Origin of the sequence: Solwaraspora sp. WMMD937, assembly GCF_029581175.1 — a bacterium.
In the GTDB taxonomy this organism is placed as follows: domain Bacteria; phylum Actinomycetota; class Actinomycetes; order Mycobacteriales; family Micromonosporaceae; genus Micromonospora_E.
The window spans coordinates 3,098,199-3,116,020 of sequence record NZ_CP120738.1; the positions used below are offsets into that span (position 1 = coordinate 3,098,199).

At 72.4% G+C, this 17,822-nt stretch carries 10 protein-coding genes; 8 read left to right on the forward strand and 2 right to left on the reverse strand.

Annotated elements, in window-relative coordinates; all coding sequences use genetic code 11:
• The first annotated feature begins 3 nt into the window (after nucleotides 1-3).
• Together O7621_RS13585 and O7621_RS13590 are read left to right on the forward strand one after the other, a co-directional pair.
• The gene (locus tag O7621_RS13585) at nucleotides 4-8,832 is read left to right on the forward strand and encodes a type I polyketide synthase (protein ID WP_282234288.1); all 8,829 of its coding nucleotides are present in this window, start codon (nucleotides 4-6) and stop codon (nucleotides 8,830-8,832) included.
• An 8-nt stretch (nucleotides 8,833-8,840) separates the two neighbouring features.
• Entirely contained in the window at nucleotides 8,841-9,584 is a 744-nt protein-coding gene (locus O7621_RS13590) for a class I SAM-dependent methyltransferase (protein ID WP_282234289.1), read from the forward strand.
• Nucleotides 9,585-9,666: 82 nt separating this feature from the next.
• On the opposite strand, the gene O7621_RS13595 is transcribed toward O7621_RS13590, so the two are convergent.
• Nucleotides 9,667-10,404: a thioesterase II family protein gene (locus tag O7621_RS13595; RefSeq protein ID WP_282234290.1), complete on the reverse strand. Its 738-nt coding sequence runs from the start codon at nucleotides 10,402-10,404 to the stop codon at nucleotides 9,667-9,669.
• Between the two features lie 216 nt (nucleotides 10,405-10,620).
• On the opposite strand from O7621_RS13595, the gene O7621_RS13600 reads away from it, so the two are divergent.
• Both O7621_RS13600 and O7621_RS13605 read left to right on the forward strand, forming a co-directional pair.
• The gene (locus O7621_RS13600) at nucleotides 10,621-11,538 is read left to right on the forward strand and encodes a proline iminopeptidase-family hydrolase (RefSeq protein ID WP_282234291.1); all 918 of its coding nucleotides are present in this window, start codon (nucleotides 10,621-10,623) and stop codon (nucleotides 11,536-11,538) included.
• On the forward strand, nucleotides 11,531-12,463 hold the full coding sequence (locus O7621_RS13605) for an ACP S-malonyltransferase (protein ID WP_282234292.1): 933 nt from the start codon (nucleotides 11,531-11,533) through the stop codon (nucleotides 12,461-12,463). The genes O7621_RS13600 and O7621_RS13605 overlap by 8 nt, the downstream gene beginning before the upstream one ends.
• 109 nt (nucleotides 12,464-12,572) lie before the next feature.
• Here O7621_RS13605 and O7621_RS13610 read toward each other — a convergent pair whose 3' ends face one another.
• On the reverse strand, nucleotides 12,573-12,821 hold the full coding sequence (locus O7621_RS13610) for an acyl carrier protein (RefSeq protein ID WP_281553691.1): 249 nt from the start codon (nucleotides 12,819-12,821) through the stop codon (nucleotides 12,573-12,575).
• 114 nt (nucleotides 12,822-12,935) lie between these two features.
• Between O7621_RS13610 and O7621_RS13615 the strand changes: the two genes are divergently transcribed.
• The 4 genes from O7621_RS13615 to O7621_RS13630 all read left to right on the forward strand — a co-directional run bounded on the left by O7621_RS13615 (nucleotide 12,936) and on the right by O7621_RS13630 (nucleotide 17,818).
• Nucleotides 12,936-14,483: an AMP-binding protein gene (locus tag O7621_RS13615; protein WP_348775303.1), complete on the forward strand. Its 1,548-nt coding sequence runs from the start codon at nucleotides 12,936-12,938 to the stop codon at nucleotides 14,481-14,483.
• Between the two features lie 157 nt (nucleotides 14,484-14,640).
• Nucleotides 14,641-16,137: an AMP-binding protein gene (locus O7621_RS13620; RefSeq protein ID WP_282234294.1), complete on the forward strand. Its 1,497-nt coding sequence runs from the start codon at nucleotides 14,641-14,643 to the stop codon at nucleotides 16,135-16,137.
• A complete protein-coding gene (locus tag O7621_RS13625) occupies nucleotides 16,134-17,360 on the forward strand; it encodes a type III PLP-dependent enzyme (protein WP_282234295.1) in 1,227 nt (408 codons plus the stop codon). The genes O7621_RS13620 and O7621_RS13625 overlap by 4 nt, the downstream gene beginning before the upstream one ends.
• On the forward strand, nucleotides 17,357-17,818 hold the full coding sequence (locus O7621_RS13630; protein WP_282234587.1) for a cobalamin-dependent protein: 462 nt from the start codon (nucleotides 17,357-17,359) through the stop codon (nucleotides 17,816-17,818). Before O7621_RS13625 ends, O7621_RS13630 begins: the two co-directional genes overlap by 4 nt.
• Nucleotides 17,819-17,822 lie beyond the last annotated feature (4 nt).

Sequence of the window (17,822 nt, forward strand, 5' to 3'; positions counted from 1 at the left end):
GACATGACGCAGGCGGACCAGAGGATCGTCGACGCTCTCCGCGCGTCGCTGAAGGAGAACGAGCGACTCCGCGAGCACAGCCGCCAGCTCACCGAGGCAGCACACGAGCCGATCGCCATCATCGGCATGGCGTGCCGGTTCCCCGGTGGGGTGACCAGCCCGGAAGGGCTGTGGCGGCTGCTGGTCGACGAGGTCGATCCGATGGGTGGGTTCCCCACCGACCGGGGCTGGGACCTGGACCGGCTCTACGACCCCGACGGCACCCGGCCCAACACGACCTACGTACGGCAGGCCGGGTTCCTCTACGACGCGGGCGACTTCGACGCCGACTGGTTCGGCATCGCTCCCCGCGACGCCCTGCTGATCGACCCGCAGCAGCGGTTGCTGCTGGAAAGCACCTGGGAGGCGTTCGAACGCGCCGGTATCGCCCCGGCGTCGGTACGCGGCAGCCAGACCGGCGTCTTCGCCGGGGTCATGTACCACAACTATCCCGGCAGTTACGGGTCGTCGGGGGTGGTGTCCGGGCGGGTCTCGTACCACTTCGGTTTCGAAGGACCGGCGATCACGCTCGACACCGCCTGCTCGTCGTCCCTGGTGGCGCTCGACCTCGCCGTACAGTCGCTGCGTCGGGGGGAGTGCTCCCTCGCTGTCGCCGGCGGGTCGTCGGTGATGGCTTCCCCGCAGACCTTCGTCGAGTTCAACCTGGAGGACACCCAGTCGCGTGACGGCCGGTGCCGTTCCTTCTCCGACGACGCCGACGGGCCGGCCTGGGCCGAGGGCGTCGGGGTGCTGCTCGTCGAGCGGCTGTCCGACGCGCGCCGCAACGGCCACCGCGTTCTCGCCGTGGTACGCGGCTCCGCGGCCAACTCCGACGGCGCGTCGAACGGGCTGACCGCGCCGAACGGTCCGGCTCAGCAGCGGCTGATCCGGCAGGCGTTGGCCAACGCCCGCATGTCCGCCGACCAGGTCGACGCGGTAGACGGCCACGGCACGGCCACCGAACTGGGCGACCCGATCGAGGTGCAGGCGCTGCTGGCGACGTACGGGCAGGGTCGGGACGCGGATCGTCCGTTGTGGTTGGGGTCGTTGAAGTCGAACATCGGTCACGCGCAGGCGGCGGCGGGTGTCGGTGGTGTGATCAAGATGGTGATGGCGTTGCGGGCGGGGTTGCTGCCCCGGTCGTTGCATGTGTCGGAGCCGTCGTCGCATGTGGACTGGTCAACGGGTGGGGTGCGGCTGTTGACCCGGGCGCGGCCGTGGCCGGGTACCGACGAACCACGCCGGGCCGGGGTGTCGTCATTCGGGTTGAGCGGGACGAACGCACACGTGATCCTGGAGGAGGCGCCGGCGGATCTGGCGGCCGGCCCGGTGCCGGCCGACGGCTCGGTCGAGGATCCGCCGGCCGTGCCGTTTCAGCGCAAGCGCTACTGGCTGACCGCCTCCCCGCTGACCGGTGACCCGGTCTCGATGGGACTCGCCCCCGCCAACCACCCGCTGCTCGGCGCCGCCGTCATGCTCGCTGCCAACGACGGCATGGTGCTCACCGGGCGGCTGTCGGTGGCGAACCAGCCCTGGCTGGCCGACCACCGGGTAGGCGAGACGGTCCTGTTCCCCGGAGCGGGCTTCGTCGAACTCGCCACGCACGCCGGTGAACGGGTCGGCTGTGGCCGGATCGCCGACCTCGTCCTGCAGGCCCCGCTGGTGCTGCCGGCCCGGGACGCGCTGCAGATCCAGATCACGCTCGGCGGGCCCGACGACTCCGGAGCCCGTTCGCTGGTCGTGCACAGCAGGACCGACGACGGTACGGACGACAGCCGTTGGACGCCGCACGCGACCGGCACCCTGGTACCGGGTCGGCCGCACACCGGTGCCGAGCTGACCGCCTGGCCGCCGGACGGCGCCGAGCCGGTCGACCTGGTCGGCGTCTACGACGAGTTCGCCGAACGTGGACTGGTCTACGGACCGACCTTCCAGGGGCTGCGGACCGCCTGGCGCCGCGACGACGACCTGTACGCCGAGATCGGCGTGCCGGACCAGGCACGGGGCAAGGTGAACCGGTTCGGTCTGCATCCGGCGTTACTGGACGCGGCCCTGCAGGCGGTCGGCCGCAGCGGGTTGGCCGGGCAGGAGGCGGCCCTGCCGTTCCAGTGGCGCGACGTCGAGGTGTATGCCGCCGGCGCGGCCAGTGCCCGGATCCAGGTCAGCCGCTCGGCCGACGGCGGCGTGTCGATCCTGCTGGCCGACGGTGCGGGTACGCCGATCGCCTCGGTCGGTTCGCTGGTGCTGCGCCCGGTCGTGGCGGCGGAGCTGGCCGCCGCCGACAGCGGGCCGTACCGCGACGCGCTGTTCACCGTCGACTGGACGCCGGTGGCGCTGCCGGCGGGTGCCCCGGTCACGGTCGCCGACCTGGCCGGCGTGACCGCCGACGCCGAGGTACCGGCGGTGGTGCTGCACCGTCACGCCGCCGTGTCCGGCGCCGCCGCTGGTACGCCCGAGGCGGTCCGCGCCGGCACCGTGGCGGCGTTCACCGCGCTGCGTACCTGGCTGGCCGAGCCCCGGTTCGCCGGCACCCGGCTGGTGGTGCTGACCCGGCGGGCCGTGGCGCTGCCCGGCGAGGACGTGACCGACCTGGCCGGCTCCGCCGTGTGGGGACTGATCCGGTCCGCGCAGACCGAGCATCCGGGTCGGATCGTGCTGGTGGACACCGACGCCGAGCAGGACGCGGTGACGCTGCTGCCGAAGGTGCTGGCGGCCGGGGAGTCCCAGGTCGTGGTCCGTGACGGGGCGGTACGGGTGGCCCGGCTGCGCAGAGCCGCCGCGGCTGCGGCCGCCGCGGCACCGGCCGACGTCGCCGCCGGCACGGTGCTGGTCACCGGGGCCACCGGTGGCCTCGGCCGGCTGATCGCCCGGCACCTGGTCACCACGCACGGAGTACGGGACCTGCTGCTGGTCAGCCGGCGTGGTGCGGCCGCCGAAGGCGCCGCCGAGCTCGTCGAGGAGCTGACCGGGCTGGGCGCCCAGGTCGAGCTGGTCGCCGGCGACGTCGCCGACCGCGACGCCGCCGCGTCGCTGGTCGCCGGACGCCGGCTCACCGCGGTCGTGCACGCCGCCGGGGTGCTGGACAACGGCACGATCGACACTCTGACGCCGCAGCGGATCGACGCCGTGCTGCGGCCGAAGGTCGACGCCGCGTGGCACCTGCACGAGCTGACCGCCGGGATGGACCTGGCCGCGTTCGTGCTGTTCTCCTCGGCCTCCGGCGTGCTCGGCGGGATGGGGCAGGGCAACTACGCCGCCGCGAACACCTTCCTGGACGGGCTGGCCACCCACCGGCGGGCCAACGGCCTGGCCGGGGTCTCCCTCGCCTGGGGAATGTGGGGCACCGGCACCGGGATGGCCGGTCACGTCACAGCCGACGAACTGCCGCAGGTGGCCCGTACCGGGTTCGTCCCGATCAGCGGCGCGGAAGGGCTGGCGCTGTTCGACGCCACCTGGATGTCGCCGGAACCGTTCCTCGCCCCGATCCGGCTCGACCTCACGGTCCTCCGCCGGCAGGGGGACGCGCTGCCGGATCTTTTCCGGGCCCTCGTCCCAGCGCCGCGCCGCGCCGTCGCCGCCCCCGGCGACGCCACCGGCACCTTCGGTCAACGATTGGCCGCGATGTCGGTCCAGGACCGGGGGAACACCCTGCGGGAGCTGGTTCGCGCGCAGGTGGCGCAGGCGCTCGGGCACAGCGCCCCGGAGAGCATCGAGCTGGACCGGGCGTTCCAGGACCTCGGATTCGACTCCCTCACCGCGGTCGAGTTGCGCAACGGGCTGAGCGTCGCCACCGGGGTCCAGCTGTCGGCGACCCTGGTGTTCGACAACCCGACCCCGATGGCGTTGGTCGACCACCTCGCCGAGGAACTCGTCGGTGACGCGGAGGAACCGTCCGTGGCAGATCCGGACCAGGTCCCGGTGTCGGCGGACGAACCGATCGCCATCGTCGGCATGAGCTGCCGACTGCCCGGCGCGGTCAGCTCGCCCGAGGACCTGTGGCGGCTGCTGACCGCCGGCGACGACGGGATCTCGTCGTTTCCCACGGACCGGGGCTGGGACATCGAAGGATGGTTCAGCCACGACTCCGGCGCGGGTTCCCGCCAGGGCGGGTTCGTCGCCGACGCCACCCACTTCGACGCCGGCTTCTTCGGCATCAGTGACGACGAGGCGACCGTCATGGACCCGCAGCAGCGGCTGCTGCTGGAGGCTTCGTGGGAGGCGATCGAGCGGGCCGGCATCGATCCGCGTTCGCTGCGTGGCAGCACCACCGGTGTGTTCGCCGGAGTGATGCAGCCCGACTACGACCCCGGCATGTTCGGGTCGGTGGAACACGCCGCCGCGTTCCGTGGGGTCGGCCTGTCGCAGAGCATCGTCTCCGGCCGGGTGGCCTACCTGCTGGGACTGGAGGGCCCGGCGGTGTCGGTGGACACCGCCTGCTCGTCCTCTCTGGTCGCGCTGCACTGGGCGATCCAGGCGCTGCGCCAGGGGGACTGTTCGCTGGCGCTTGCCGGCGGGGTGACGGTGATCTCGACCCCGGCCACCTTCGTCGACTTCGACCAGCAGGGCGGGCTGGCCACCGACGGGCGCTGCAAGTCGTTCTCGGCGGCAGCCGACGGGATCGGCTGGGCCGAGGGCGTCGGGGTGCTCGTGGTGGAGCGGCTCTCCGACGCCCGACGCAACGGCCACCAGGTGCTGGCCGTGGTAAGGGGCAGCGCCGTCAACTCCGACGGTGCCTCCAACGGGATGACCGCGCCCAACGGGCCGGCCCAGGAGAAGGTGATCCGTCGGGCACTGGCGACCGCGGGGCTACGCGCCGACGAGGTCGACGCGGTCGAGGGCTTCGGCGCCGGCACCCGGCTCGGCGATCCGATCGAGGTGCGGGCCCTGCAGGGCACGTACGGGCAGGACCGCGACCGGCCGCTGTGGCTGGGATCGGTCAAGTCGAACATCGGCCACACCCAGTCGGCCTCCGGCGTCGCCGGGGTCGTCAAGATGGTGCTCGCCCTGCGGCACGGCGTGCTGCCGAGAACGCTGCACGCCGACGACCGGTCCCCGCACGTGAACTGGGCCGACAGCCAGGTGCGGCTGCTCACCGAGTCGGTGCCCTGGCCGGCGGGCGAGCGTCCGCGCCGGGCCGCGGTGTCGTCCTTCGGGCGCAGCGGCACCAACGCGCACCTGATCCTGGAGGAGGCGGACCCCGCCGCAGCCGGTGCGCAGGCGCCCGGTCAGCCGCACCAGCAGACGCAGCGGCCGGCCGGGCCGGTGCTGCCGCTGCTGGTGTCGGCGCGTACCCGGGAGGCGTTGCCGGCCCAGGCGGCGGCGCTGGTCGCCGCGCTGCGCGCCGACGCCGACCTCGACCCGGTCGACGTCGGGTATTCCCTGGCGGCCACCCGGGTGCCCTTCGACCACCAGGCCGTTGTCGTCGGCGCCGACCGTGACGACCTGCTGGGGGCCTTGACCGACCTGGCCACCGCGACGCCGTCGCCACGGGTGGTGACCGGCCACGTCCGGTCGACCGGTGGTACGGCGTACGTGTTCCCGGGTGCCGGGGCGCAGCGAGCGGGGATGGGCCGGCGGCTGTACGCCTCGTTCAGCGCCTTCGCCGCAGCGTTCGACGAGGTCTGCGCCAAGTTCGACCGGCATCTCGACCGGCCGTTGCGGGATCTGGTGTTCGCTGAGGAGGGCACGGTGGCCGCCGGCCTGCTCGACCAGACGAGCTACATGCAGGCCGCACTGTTCACGGTGGAGGTGGCGACGTACCGGCTGCTGGAGTCGTGGGGCCTGCGGCCCGACCACGTCGTCGGGCATTCGGCCGGGGCGCTCGCCGCCGCGCACGTCGCCGGGGTGCTGTCGCTGGCCGACGCGGTGAAGCTCTGCGCGACCGGTGGGGAACTGCTGCAGGAGCTGCCCGCCGGGGCGATGGTGGCGGTGCGCGCCAGCGAGGACGAGGTGCGGCCCGAACTGTACGGGGACGTCGAGATCGCGGCGGTGAACGGCCCTGACTGGGTGGTGGTGTCCGGGCCGGGCGACGACGTCACCGAGCTGGCCGAGCGGTGGCGGGCAGCGGGACGGTCGGTCAGCCCGCTGCGGGTGCGCCGGGCGTTCCACTCCCCGGCGGTGGACGACGTCCTCGAGGAGTACTTCGACGTCGCGGACCGGCTCACCTACCACCCGCCGGCCGTCAGCCTGGTCGCGCACGTCGACGGCGAGCTGGTCGGTGCCGACGACCTGGCCACCGCCGAACACTGGGAGCGGCAGCTGCGGGCCGAGGTCCGGTTCGTCGACGACGTACGCCATCTGGCGGAACTGGGCGTGACCCGGTTCGTCGAGGTGGGTCCGGACGGTGGCCTGGCGCAGATGGTGGCGGCCTGCCTGCCCGACGCCGAGCACACGGTGGTGCCGACGGTGAGCGCGGACTCGGCGGAGGTCGGCGCGCTGTTCGCGGCGGTGGCCCGGCTGCAGGTGACCGGGCACGCGGTGGACTGGTCGCGGCTGTACGCCGGTCGGGGCGCGCGGCAGGTGACCCTGCCCCCGTACTCGTTCCATCGGCAGCGGTACTGGGTCGAGATGGACGCGCTGGCGGTCGGCGAGGTGGTCGCCGCCGGGTTGGAGGAGACCGGGCATCCGCTGCTGGGTGCGGCGGTGCCGGTCGCCGGTACGCAGGACCTGGTGCTGACCGGCCGCCTGTCGCGGGCCGCCAGGTCCTGGCTGGACGATCACCGGATCGGGGATGCCACCGTGCTGCCGGCCTCGGCGCTGGTCGAGTTCGCGGTGTATGCCGGGGACCGGGTCGGCTGCGGCCGGATCGCCCGGCTGACCGAGCTGGCTCCGGTGCCGTTGGATCCGGCCACCGCGACCCAGGTCCAGGTGGTGGTGCGGGACGCCGGGGCAGGGTACGGGGAGCGGGACTTCGCCGTCTACGCCCGTGCCGAGGACGGTTCCACGGCCTGGTCGCAGTACGCCGCCGGCCGGCTGACGGCCGGCCAGGGCGGGCCTTCGCCGCTGACGGTGGACGACGGGCACTGGCCACCGGCCGGCGCCGAGCCGGTCGACCTGTCCGGCTGGTACGAGGAGCTGGCCGGCCGAGGCCTGTCCTACGGGCCGGCGATGCGCGGCCTGCGTCGCGCCTGGCGGGCCGGGCAGGACCTGTTCGCCGAGGTCGACCTGCCGCAGAGCGCCGGTACGGCGGCCTTCGCGATCCATCCCGTCCTGCTCGACGCGGCCCTGCACGCCACCGGGCTGGCCGACGGCACCGATGGCCGGCCGGGGCGGCCGGTCTCCTGGTCCGGGGTCGAGCTGCACGCCACCGGCGCCGTCACGGTCCGGGTGCTGCTGCGCGCCGACGGTCGAAGGCTCTCGCTTGTCATGGTCGACCCGGCGGGCCGTCCCGTGCTCACGGCGGATTCGATCGAGCTGCGGTCGGTGTCCGAGCGCGACCCGTCGGGCTCGGACACCGAGCAGATCCTGCCGACGCCGGCCACCCCGGCCGCCGTCCGGCCCGGCGACAACGGTCGGCCGCGCGCGAACGGTGTGCCGGGCCGCCCGGCGGCGGCCGTCGCGGCGACCGGTGGCGCGGGTGCCGGCGACGCGGGAGCCGAGACGTGGCGCCAGCTCGCCGCGCTCGGCGATGAGCAACGGGAGCCCGCCGTGCGGGACCTGGTCGCCAGCGCGATCGCGGCCGTGGTGAACACGACCCCGGAGACGATCGACTTTGACGGGCACTTCGTCGAGGCCGGATTCACCTCACTGACCGTGACCGAGCTCGGGATCGACCTCGGCACCCGGACCGGTCTCGACCTCAGCGAGGTGATCTTCCAGTACCCGACACCCAACCACCTCACCCGTCACCTGCTCGACGAACTCGCCGCGAACGGCGTCGGTCAGCAACCGGTTCACGGGAGCGACGAGGGCGGGGAGACACTGCGCGGTCTGTTCCGGGCGGCGGCGCTGGCCGGCCGGCTCGGCGACGGTATCGACGTGCTGAGCGCAGCGGCGCGACTGCGTCCCACCTTCGACACGCCGGCCGGTGCGAATCAGCGGATCTCCCCGCTGCGCCTGGCGCAGGGCCCGGCCCGTCCCCGGCTGCTGTTCGTGGAGACCCCGATGGCGATGGGCAACCACTACCAGTACAGCCGGCTGGTCGCGCACTTCCAGCAGATCCGTGACGTCGTATCGCTACCGGTGCCCGGCTTCACCCGGGGCGCTCCGCTGCCGGCGACCGCCGAGCTGGTGGTCGAGTTGCTCGCCGACGCGGCGCTGAGCGCCGCCGATGGCGAGCCGTTCGTCCTGGTCGGGTACTCGGCCGGTGGCATCCTCGCCCAGGCGACGGCGAGCCACCTGGAACGGATGGGCACCGGCCCGCACGGCGTCGTGCTGCTCGACACCCAGCCGGTGCAGCGGCCGGGCGACTCCGGCGGCGGCTCCGTCGAGGACGCCTCCGCCAGCGCGGTGATGACCGAGATGGTGCTGGGACTGTTCGAGTTGGAGGCGGCTGCGGGCAGGTTCGACAGCGCCCAGCTCACCGCGATGGCCTGGTACGTCGACCTGCTTCCCGAGTTCGAGCTGGGGGCCACCGGGGCCCCGGTTCTCTACCTGCGCGGGGCCGAGCCGATCGGTGCCGCCGTGCCGGCCACGGCGGCCGTGTCGTGGCCGTACGCCGACAGCACCGAGACGGTTCCCGGCAATCATTTCACCATGGTCGACGCGCAGGCGGCGACCACGTCGAAGGCGATCGAGCAGTGGCTGGCGGCAACAGCCGAGCAGCGTGTTCCCGAGCCGACCGTGAAGGGCTGAGGTGCGACGTGTACGAATCCGAGGACGCCGAGATCTACGACCTGATCCACCAGGGGCGGGGCAAGGACTACGCCGCTGAGGCCGCCGAGGTCACCCGACTCGTGCTGGCCCACAAGCCGGACGCGGCCTCACTGCTGGACGTCGCCTGCGGCACCGGCGAGCATCTGCAGCACCTCTCGGCGTCCTTTCCGCACGTCGAGGGGGTCGACATATCCGCCGACATGCTGCTGAGCGCCAAGGCGCGGCTGCCGCTGGTGCCGTTGCACCAGAGCGACATGCGCTCCTTCGCCCTGGGACGTCGGTTCGACGCGGTGACCTGCCTGTTCAGTTCGATCGGCCACATGCGTACGACCGCCGAGCTCACCGCCGCGCTGCGCTGCTTCGCCGAGCACACCGTGCCCGGCGGCGTCGCGGTGGTGGACCCGTGGTGGTTTCCCGACACGTTCCTGCCCGGGTACGTCGCCAGCGACGTGGTCCGAGCGGACGGGCGCACCATCGCCCGGGTCTCCCACGCGTCGCAGGAGGGCAACGCCACCCGGATGGACGTGCAGTATCTGATCGCCGACGCGGACTCGGGCATCCGCCACCTTGCGGAAAGCACTCTGATCACCTTGTTCACCCGCGAGGAGTACGAGGCCGCGTTCCGGGCCGCCGGGTTCACGCCGACCTATCTGGACCAGGGACCGGGCGCCCGGGGCCTGTTCGTCGCGGTCCGGCAGGTGTGGCCGGAGCCGGCGTCGGCGGGTGCCTGACCGGTACGTGGCGCCGGGCGGGCGGTGGAACCGGAGGGTCCCACCGCCCGCCCGGACATCACGGCGCGCCAGCCGCCGTCGGTTAGACCAGCCGTCGGGTGATCAGTTCGAGTACGGTGGCCGCGTGTTCGTTGAGGTAGAAGTGGCCGCCGGGGAAGACCCGTAGCTCGAAGGCACCGGCGGTGTGTTCCCGCCACGCCTCGGCCTCCGCGACGGTCACCTCGGTGTCCTGGTCGCCGACCAGGGCGAGTACCGGGCTGCGCAGTGGCGGCCCCGGCCGGTACCGGTAGGACTCGACCGCACGGTAGTCGCAGCGGGTCGCCGGCAGGATCATGTTGAGCATGTCCACGTCGTCCAGCAGTTCGCTGCCGGTGCCGCTGAGCCGGGCCAGTTCCGCGCGCAGGCCGTGGTCGTCGAGACGGTGCACACTGGTCTCCCGATGCCGCGACGGCGCGCGTCGGCCGGAGACGATCAGCGCGGCCGGCGTGGTGCCGTCGCGTTCCAACCGGCGCGCCACCTCGTAGCCGACCATCGCGCCCATACTGTGCCCGAACAGGGCCAGGGGCCGGTCACGCCAGTCGGCGAGCTCCGCGGTGACCAGGTCGGCGAGCCGTTCGATGTCGTCGATGCCGGGCTCGTGCCGCCGGTCCTGGCGTCCCGGATACTGGATGGCCAGCACGTCCACCGAGGCTGGTACGCCTCGGGCGACCGGCAGATAGTACGAAGCAGACCCTCCCGCGTGCGGGAAGCACACCAGTCGGGTGGCGGCGTCCGGCTTCGGCCGGAACCGGCGGACCCACGAGGTCGTGGCCGAGGTCAAGAGGACTCCGATCGCCGTACCAGCAAATGGTGTGACCGTGACAGGCCGGCGGCGGGTGTGGCAACCCGTGTCCACCCCTAGCGGCAGTGCGGGGCTGATCTGGGGTTGTCCGGCGTCGTGGCCGCTGGCACCGTCGGAACCGACACCGTCGGTCCCGGTACCGGCCGGATCCGATGCGGTACGGGGCGGACACGGTGAGGTCGGCGAGGTGTGAACATGGCAGTGGCTGCGCACGACAAGGGACTCGTGCCGTTCGGGGAGTACCAGACGTGGTACCGGGTGACCAGACCGGCCGGCGCGGGCGGTCCGGCGCTGGTCGTGGTGCACGGCGGGCCGGGCAGCACCCACGACTACCTGCTGAACCTGGCCGGGCTGGCCGAACACGGCTGGCCGGTGGTGCACTACGACCAGATCGGTAACGGCGGATCCACCCGCCTGCCCGACCGGGGCGCCGACTTCTGGACCGTCGAGCTGTTCCTCGCCGAGCTGGACAATTTGCTGCGCTCGCTCGGCGTCGCCGACGACTACGTGTTGTTCGGCCATTCGTGGGGTGGCCCGCTGGTAGCCCGGCACGCGGCGACCCGCCCGGCTGGGCTGCGTGGCCTGGTTGTGGCCAACGCGCCGGCCTCGTATCCACTGTGGCTGCAGGAGGCGCGACGGCTGCGCCAGGCGCTGCCGGCCGGGGTGAACGAGACCCTGATCCGCCACGAGCAGGCGGGGACCACCGACAGCCAGGAGTACTTCACCGCCATGCGGGTGTTCTACGACCGGCATGTCTGCCGGGTCACGCCGTGGCCACGGGACTATCTGGCGTCGTTCATGGAGATCGCGAACGACCCGACGGTGTACCTGACCATGAACGGCCCGAGCGAGTTCCACGTCATCGGTACGCTGCGGGACTGGTCCGTCGTCGACTGCCTGGCCGACATCCGGGTGCCCACCCTGGTGCTGTCCGGCCGGCACGACGAGGCGACCCCGGCGACGTTGCAGCCGTACCTGGATCGGGTGCCCGGTGCCCGGTGGGTGGTCTTCGAGGAGTCCAGTCACCTGCCGCACCTGGAGGAGCCGGAGCGCTTCGCCGAGGTGCTGCTGGAGTTCCTCACCGAACTGAAGGGGGAGGGCACGCATGGCTGAGGGGCGTACCGCGCTGGTGTTTCCGGGCATGGGACCCACCGGCTTCGCCGAGGTCGGCCGGTTCATGCTGGCCAACCCGTACGCGCGCGAGCTGACCGCGACCGCCGACGAGGTCCTCGGATACCCGTTGCTGCAGCGCTACCGCACCGGCGGCGACTACTCGGAGGCCGCGCAGGTGGCCTTCTTCGTCAACTGCCTGGCGCTGGCCCGCTGGAGCGAGCAGGGCGGGACGGTGCCGGACTTCTGCGTCGGGCCGAGCTTCGGTGAGAAGCCGTTGATCGCGTACGTCGGCGCGTTGCCGGTCCCGCAGGCGATCTGGCTGACCGCGCAGCTGGCCCGTCGGATGGAGGACTACTTCGCCACCGAGCACCGGGACGTGGTGACGCACTCGTTCACCCGTACGCCCGAGCCGCTGCTGCGGGAGGTGCTCGACGAGCTCGCCGGGCAAGGGGAGTGGCACGAGATCTCCTGCTACGTCGATCATGACTTCCACATGCTGTCGCTGCGGGAACACATGCTCGACTGGCTGGCGGCGAGGCTGCGGTCGGCGGGCGGACTTCCGCTCTACACGATGCGCCCGCCGATGCACTGCGCCGCGTTCGCGCCGTTGCGCGACATCGTGGCGCGGGAGGTGCTCGACGGGCTTGAGTTCGCCGACCCGACGGTGCCGGTCGTCGCCGATCAGGACGGCACGCTGATCACCACCGGAGCAGGGGTGCGGCAAATGCTGCTGGACAGCTTCGTCCGGCCGCTGCGTTGGCCCGACGTGGTCGCGTCGCTGCGTACGCGGGGCGTGCGCGAGGTGCGCGTCTGCGGACCCGACCGGTTGTTCGGCCGGGTGCGGGCTACCACTGCGGCGTTCGACGTGGTCGCTGTCACGCCCCGGCTGGCTCTGCAGCCGAGACGGTCCAGCGCGGCGGTCTGAAACGGCCGGGCTGGCGGTCACCGGTGACCGGGGCGGACAACCGCCGGCGCTTCGCCGTTGCGGCCGAATCCGGCGCGGACCGCAACCCGGACCGGCCGGACCTGGCAGCTCAGGCAGCCTGCATCCGGACCGCCGACAGCGTTGTCCAGAGCACCTCCGGGGTAGCGAACGACTCCATCGCCAACGCCTCGTCGGTGAACCGCACCGTGTACGCCGACTCGATCGCGGCGAGCAGTTCGACGGTCCCGAGTGAATCGAGACCGAAATCACGCAGCGAGCTTTCTGGCGACAGCTTCTCGTCGTCGCCGATGAATGGTAGGTGTTGGCGGAGCAGTGTCTCGAACTGGTCGTCCCACATGATGGCGACTCCGATTGAAGAAATCCTGCTGGTCTGATTGACCATACCATTTCGCATCGATGATGCGAACTGAAGAGATGGGGGCAAAAAATGGACGAAGGTGCCATTGGCGTCTTGTCGGCACGATTCATGCGAGGGCTGGAGGCCGCCCCGGACCAGCCGGCGGTCCGGATCGGTTCCGACACGATCAGTTATGCCGAGGTGCACCGGACGGCACTGCGCTGGGCGGCGGTGCTGACCGAGCACGCCGGTGGGCGACCCGCTCCGGTCGGGGTCCTGGCGGCGGGCAGCCTTCCGGCGTACGTCGGGATCCTCGCAGCCCTGTACGCCGGTGCCACGGTCGTTCCGCTGCATCCCGACTTCCCGCCGGCGCGTACCCGGGCCATGCTCGACGCCGCCGGCGTCACCGTCGTGGTGACCGACGAGCCGGCGGTGGCCGGCCTGCCCGCGTCGCTACCGGCCGGTCGGGACGTCGCGGTCCTGGTCGCCGGGCAGGACCCGCAGCCCCGGTCGCCGCTGCGGATGCTGCCCGGCAGGTCCGGACGGCCGCTGCCCGCGCCGCGACCGGTGCGGCCCGGCGACGCCGCGTACATGCTGTTCACCTCCGGGTCGACCGGGCGACCGAAGGGGGTGCCGATCACCCATGCCAGTCTGGCCCACTACTTCCGCCTGCTGGATCAGCGCTACGACTTCGACAGCGCCGACGTGTTCTCGCAGACGTTCGACCTGAACTTCGACTGCGCCATGTTCGACCTGTTCTGCGCATGGGGAGCCGGAGCACAGCTGCTGCGGGTACCCGGGCAGGCCTACCGGGACCTACCCGGCTTCCTCGCCGCCCACCAGGTGTCCGTCTGGTTCTCCACCCCCAGCAGCATCGGGCTGGTCCGTCGCCTCGGCGGCCTCGGCGCGGGCACGCTGCCGACGCTGCGGCGCAGCTTCTTCGCCGGTGAGGCACTGCGCTGCCGGGACGCGGCGCACTGGCAGGACGCGGCGGTCAACTCCACCGTGGAGAACCTGTACGGGCCGACCGAACTGACCATCACCGTCACCCGGCACCGCTACGGGGCCGGGTCGCATCAGCTGGCCGTCAACGGTGTCGTGCCGATCGGGCCACTGCACGACGGGCACGAGCAGTTGCTGGTGGACGAGGCCGGACAGCCGGTTGCCGACGAGGGGGAGCTGTGGGTGAGCGGGCCGCAACTGACCCCCGGCTACCTCGATCCAGCCGACGGCGACGGACGCTTCGTCGTCCGCGACGGGCGGACCTGGTACCGCACCGGCGACCGGGTACGCCGCACCGCCGGCGGCGAACTGCTCTACCTCGGTCGACTCGACGCCCAGGTGCAGGTGCACGGGTGGCGGGTCGAACTCGCCGAGATCGAACACGCGGTACGCGGCTGCGTCGGCGTCGACGACGCAGCCGTCCTCGACGTCGCCGTTGAGGACACGACCGAGCTGGTCGTGTTCTACACCGGGCGACCGGCTGCGGTGGTCGAGCTGACCCGGCAGCTGCGGCAGAGCCTGCCGCAGCGACTGGTGCCCAGGCGCTACGAACACCGCGACGAGCTGCCGCTGAATGCGAACCGCAAGGTGGACCGGCCGGCGCTCCGGGCCCGGGCGAGGGAAATGGTGACCGGGATCCCCACGCTGGCACCGGCCTGAGTAGGGGCTGGTAGGGGATCCCGAAGCCGTCGACCGGCGGTTATCTTTCTGTTGGCTGATCCCGGTCGGCGGATTCGATCGGCCGATTCGGTCCGGGTGCTGGACAGCAATTCCGCGACGGCGCCTCCAGTCTTTTCCAGGCGGCAGGAGTGCGGTTTTGGACGACGATCTGGTTCACTCGTTGCTGGACGTGGCCGAGGCGGTCGCCCCGACCCGGCCCGCCGTACGCGACGCGGTTGGTGCCTGGACCTACGCCGAGCTGCACGAGCACAGCCACGCGGTCGATGCCTGGCTGCACGACCGGGGGGTGGGCCCGGGTGACCGGGTGCTGGTGCAGGCCCAGACCACCCGCGAGCTGGTCGCGATGTTCTTCGGGGTCTCCCGGCGCGGCGCGACCTTCGTTCCGATCAATCCCGCGACGAAGGCGTTCCACCTCGCGGCGGTGGTCGCCAACGCCGAACCCCGCCTGGTCGTCGCCGACCGGGCCAACGCCGAGACGCTGCGCTCGGTCACCCGGCTGCCGGTGCACGAGACCGGGACGGTGTGGCCACAGGTGCACGCCGGTGCCGGGCGACGGCTCGCCCGTGCGGCGACGCCGGCGTCCACCGACGCGGCCGCCCTGATCTACACTTCCGGCAGCACCGCCGCGCCCAAGGCGGTCGTCACCCCGCACGCCCAGACCACGTTCGCCGTACGGGCGTTGCGCGACGCGCTCGGCTACCGCCCGGACGACGTGGTGTTCTGTCGCTTCCCGATGTCCTGGGACTACGGGCTGCACAAGGTGCTGATGACCTGTGCCGCGCAGGCCGAGGTGGTGCTCGCCGGCACCGAGTCGGACCTGGCGTTGCTCGACCGGATGCGGCAGACCGCCACGACCGTGGTTCCGGTGGTGCCGTCACTCGCCGCCATGATCGTCACGCTGGCCCGGCGCGCCGCCGGGCCGCTGCCGCCGGTGCGGATGTTCACCAACACCGGCGCCGCGCTGCCGCAACCGACGATCGAGCAGCTGCGCGCGGCCTTCCCCGGCGCCCGGGTGGTCCGCCAGTTCGGCCAGACCGAGTGCAAGCGCATCTCGGTGATGCCCCCGGAACAGGACCGGGAACGTCCCGACTCGGTGGGGCGCCCGCTCGCCGGCACCGAGGTGCTGATCCTCGACCCGGAGGGGCGGAGCGTGCCGCCCGGTGAGACCGGCGAGATCGTGGTCACCGGCCCGCACGTCATGGCTGGCTACTGGCGGTCGCCGGAGCAGACCGCCCGGACGTTCCGGCCGGACCCGCGCACCGGGCGGATCCGGCTGCACACCGGCGACTACGGCCGTCTCGACGAGGACGGTTACCTCTACTTCGCCGGCCGGCGCGACGAGATGTTCAAGCGCAAGGGGATCCGGATGAGCACGGTGGAGATCGAAGCCGCCGCGATGGACGTTCCGGGCGTGCGGGCGGCCGTCGCGGTGCCGCCCACCCCGCACCGCGACCTCGCCCTCTGCGTGGTCTCCGAGCTGGCCCCGCACGTGGTGCTCCGGGAACTGGCCCGGCGGCTGGAGCCGGCGAAGGTGCCGGCGACCTGCCGGGTGCTCGACGAACTGCCGCTGAACCACCACGGCAAGAACGAGAGAGGGAAGCTCGCCATGATCCTGGACGAGGCGCTGTCGTGAGCACGGCCACCTGGTACGCGGAACTGGCCGAGCGGTACGGCACCCCGCTGTATCTCTACGACCTGGACCGGATCGAGTCCGCCCGGCGGGATCTGCTGACCAGCCTGCCCGAACCGATGGAGCTGTTCTACGCGGTCAAGGCCAACCCGCATTCGCAGGTGGCCGCGGCGGTCGCCGCGGACCGGGTCCGCGCGGAGATCAGCTCCACCGGCGAGCTGGCGGTCGCCCTCGCCGCCGGTTTCGACGCCGGGCGCTGCCTCTACACCGGACCGGGCAAGACCACCGGTGAGCTGACCGAGGCGATCGGCCGGGGCGTGCGGACGTTCTCCGTGGAATCTCCCGGCGACCTCCGTCGCATCGGTACGGTGGCCAGCCGGCACGGCGTGGTCGCCCAGTGCCTGCTACGGATCAACAGCGCCAGCGCGCGGGCGTCGACGAGTATCCGGATGACCGGGGCGCCGTCGCAGTTCGGCATCGACAGCGAGACCCTGCCCGACCTGCTGCCCGAGCTGCGCGACGTGGCCGGCACCGACATCGTCGGTGCCCACTTCTTCCCGCTGAGCAACGCCCGTGACGAGGCGAGTCTGATCAGCGAGTTCCAGCACACCGTCACCCTCGCGGCGCAACTGCACGACGAGCTCGGTCTGCCGGTGCGGCTGCTGGACATCGGTGGCGGCTTCGCGGCGCCGTACGCGGTGCCGGGCAGCCGCCCGAGGTACGACAAGGTGCGCGTCGAGCTGGAGAACGCGCTCGATGCCAGCTTCGCCGGCTGGCGCCACGGTACGCCGGGTGTCGCCTGCGAGTCCGGGCGCTACCTCGTCGGGGACAGTGGCACCCTGCTCTGCTCGGTGGTCAACCTCAAGACGAGCCGGGGCCGGCGGTTCGTGATCCTCGACGGCGGGATCAACACCTTCGGCGGCATGTCCGGGCTGGGCCGGCTGCTACCGGTGGCGGTTCAGCTCGACGAGGACGCCCCGGTCGGTACCGCGAGCCTGGTCGGGCCGCTGTGCACCCCGGGCGACGTGCTCGGACGCGACGTCGACGTGCCGGAGCTCGCCTCCGGCGACGTGGTGGCGATCCCGAACGCGGGCGCGTACGGGCCGACAGCCAGCCTGCTGGCCTTCCTGGGCCGACCGGCCCCGGTCGAAGTGGTCGTCCGGGGCCGCCAGGTCGTTTCCGTGTCGCGCCTGGAATTCCACCGTGGCCACGGCCCGTGGACATGAACCCGGCCGGCCGGGTACGCCAGGCCACCCGGCCCGGACCTCCGACGGTGATCGTCAGCGGGCTCTCCTCGGACGCGCACACCTGGAATCTGGTCTTCCTGGAACTGCTGCTCGCCGAGCTCGGGTACCGGGTGACCAACCTCGGGGCGTGCGTGCCCGACGAACTTCTCGTCCGCGAGTGCCTGGACCGGGCACCCGAGCTGCTCGTGCTGAGCAGCGTCAACGGGCACGGCCACCTCGACGGGGCGCGGGTGGTTCGCCGGCTGCGCGGTCTGCCGCCACTGGCGGGCCTGCCGATCGTGATCGGCGGCAAGCTCGGGGTGGCCGGCGGGTTGACCGCCGCACAGCGCGACGAGCTGGCCCGGGCCGGCTGCGACGCGGTGTTCGAGGAGAACGCCGAGACCGTCACCGCGTTCCGCCGATTTCTCGACACGCTGCCCGTCCGGGCGATCCGGTGACCTC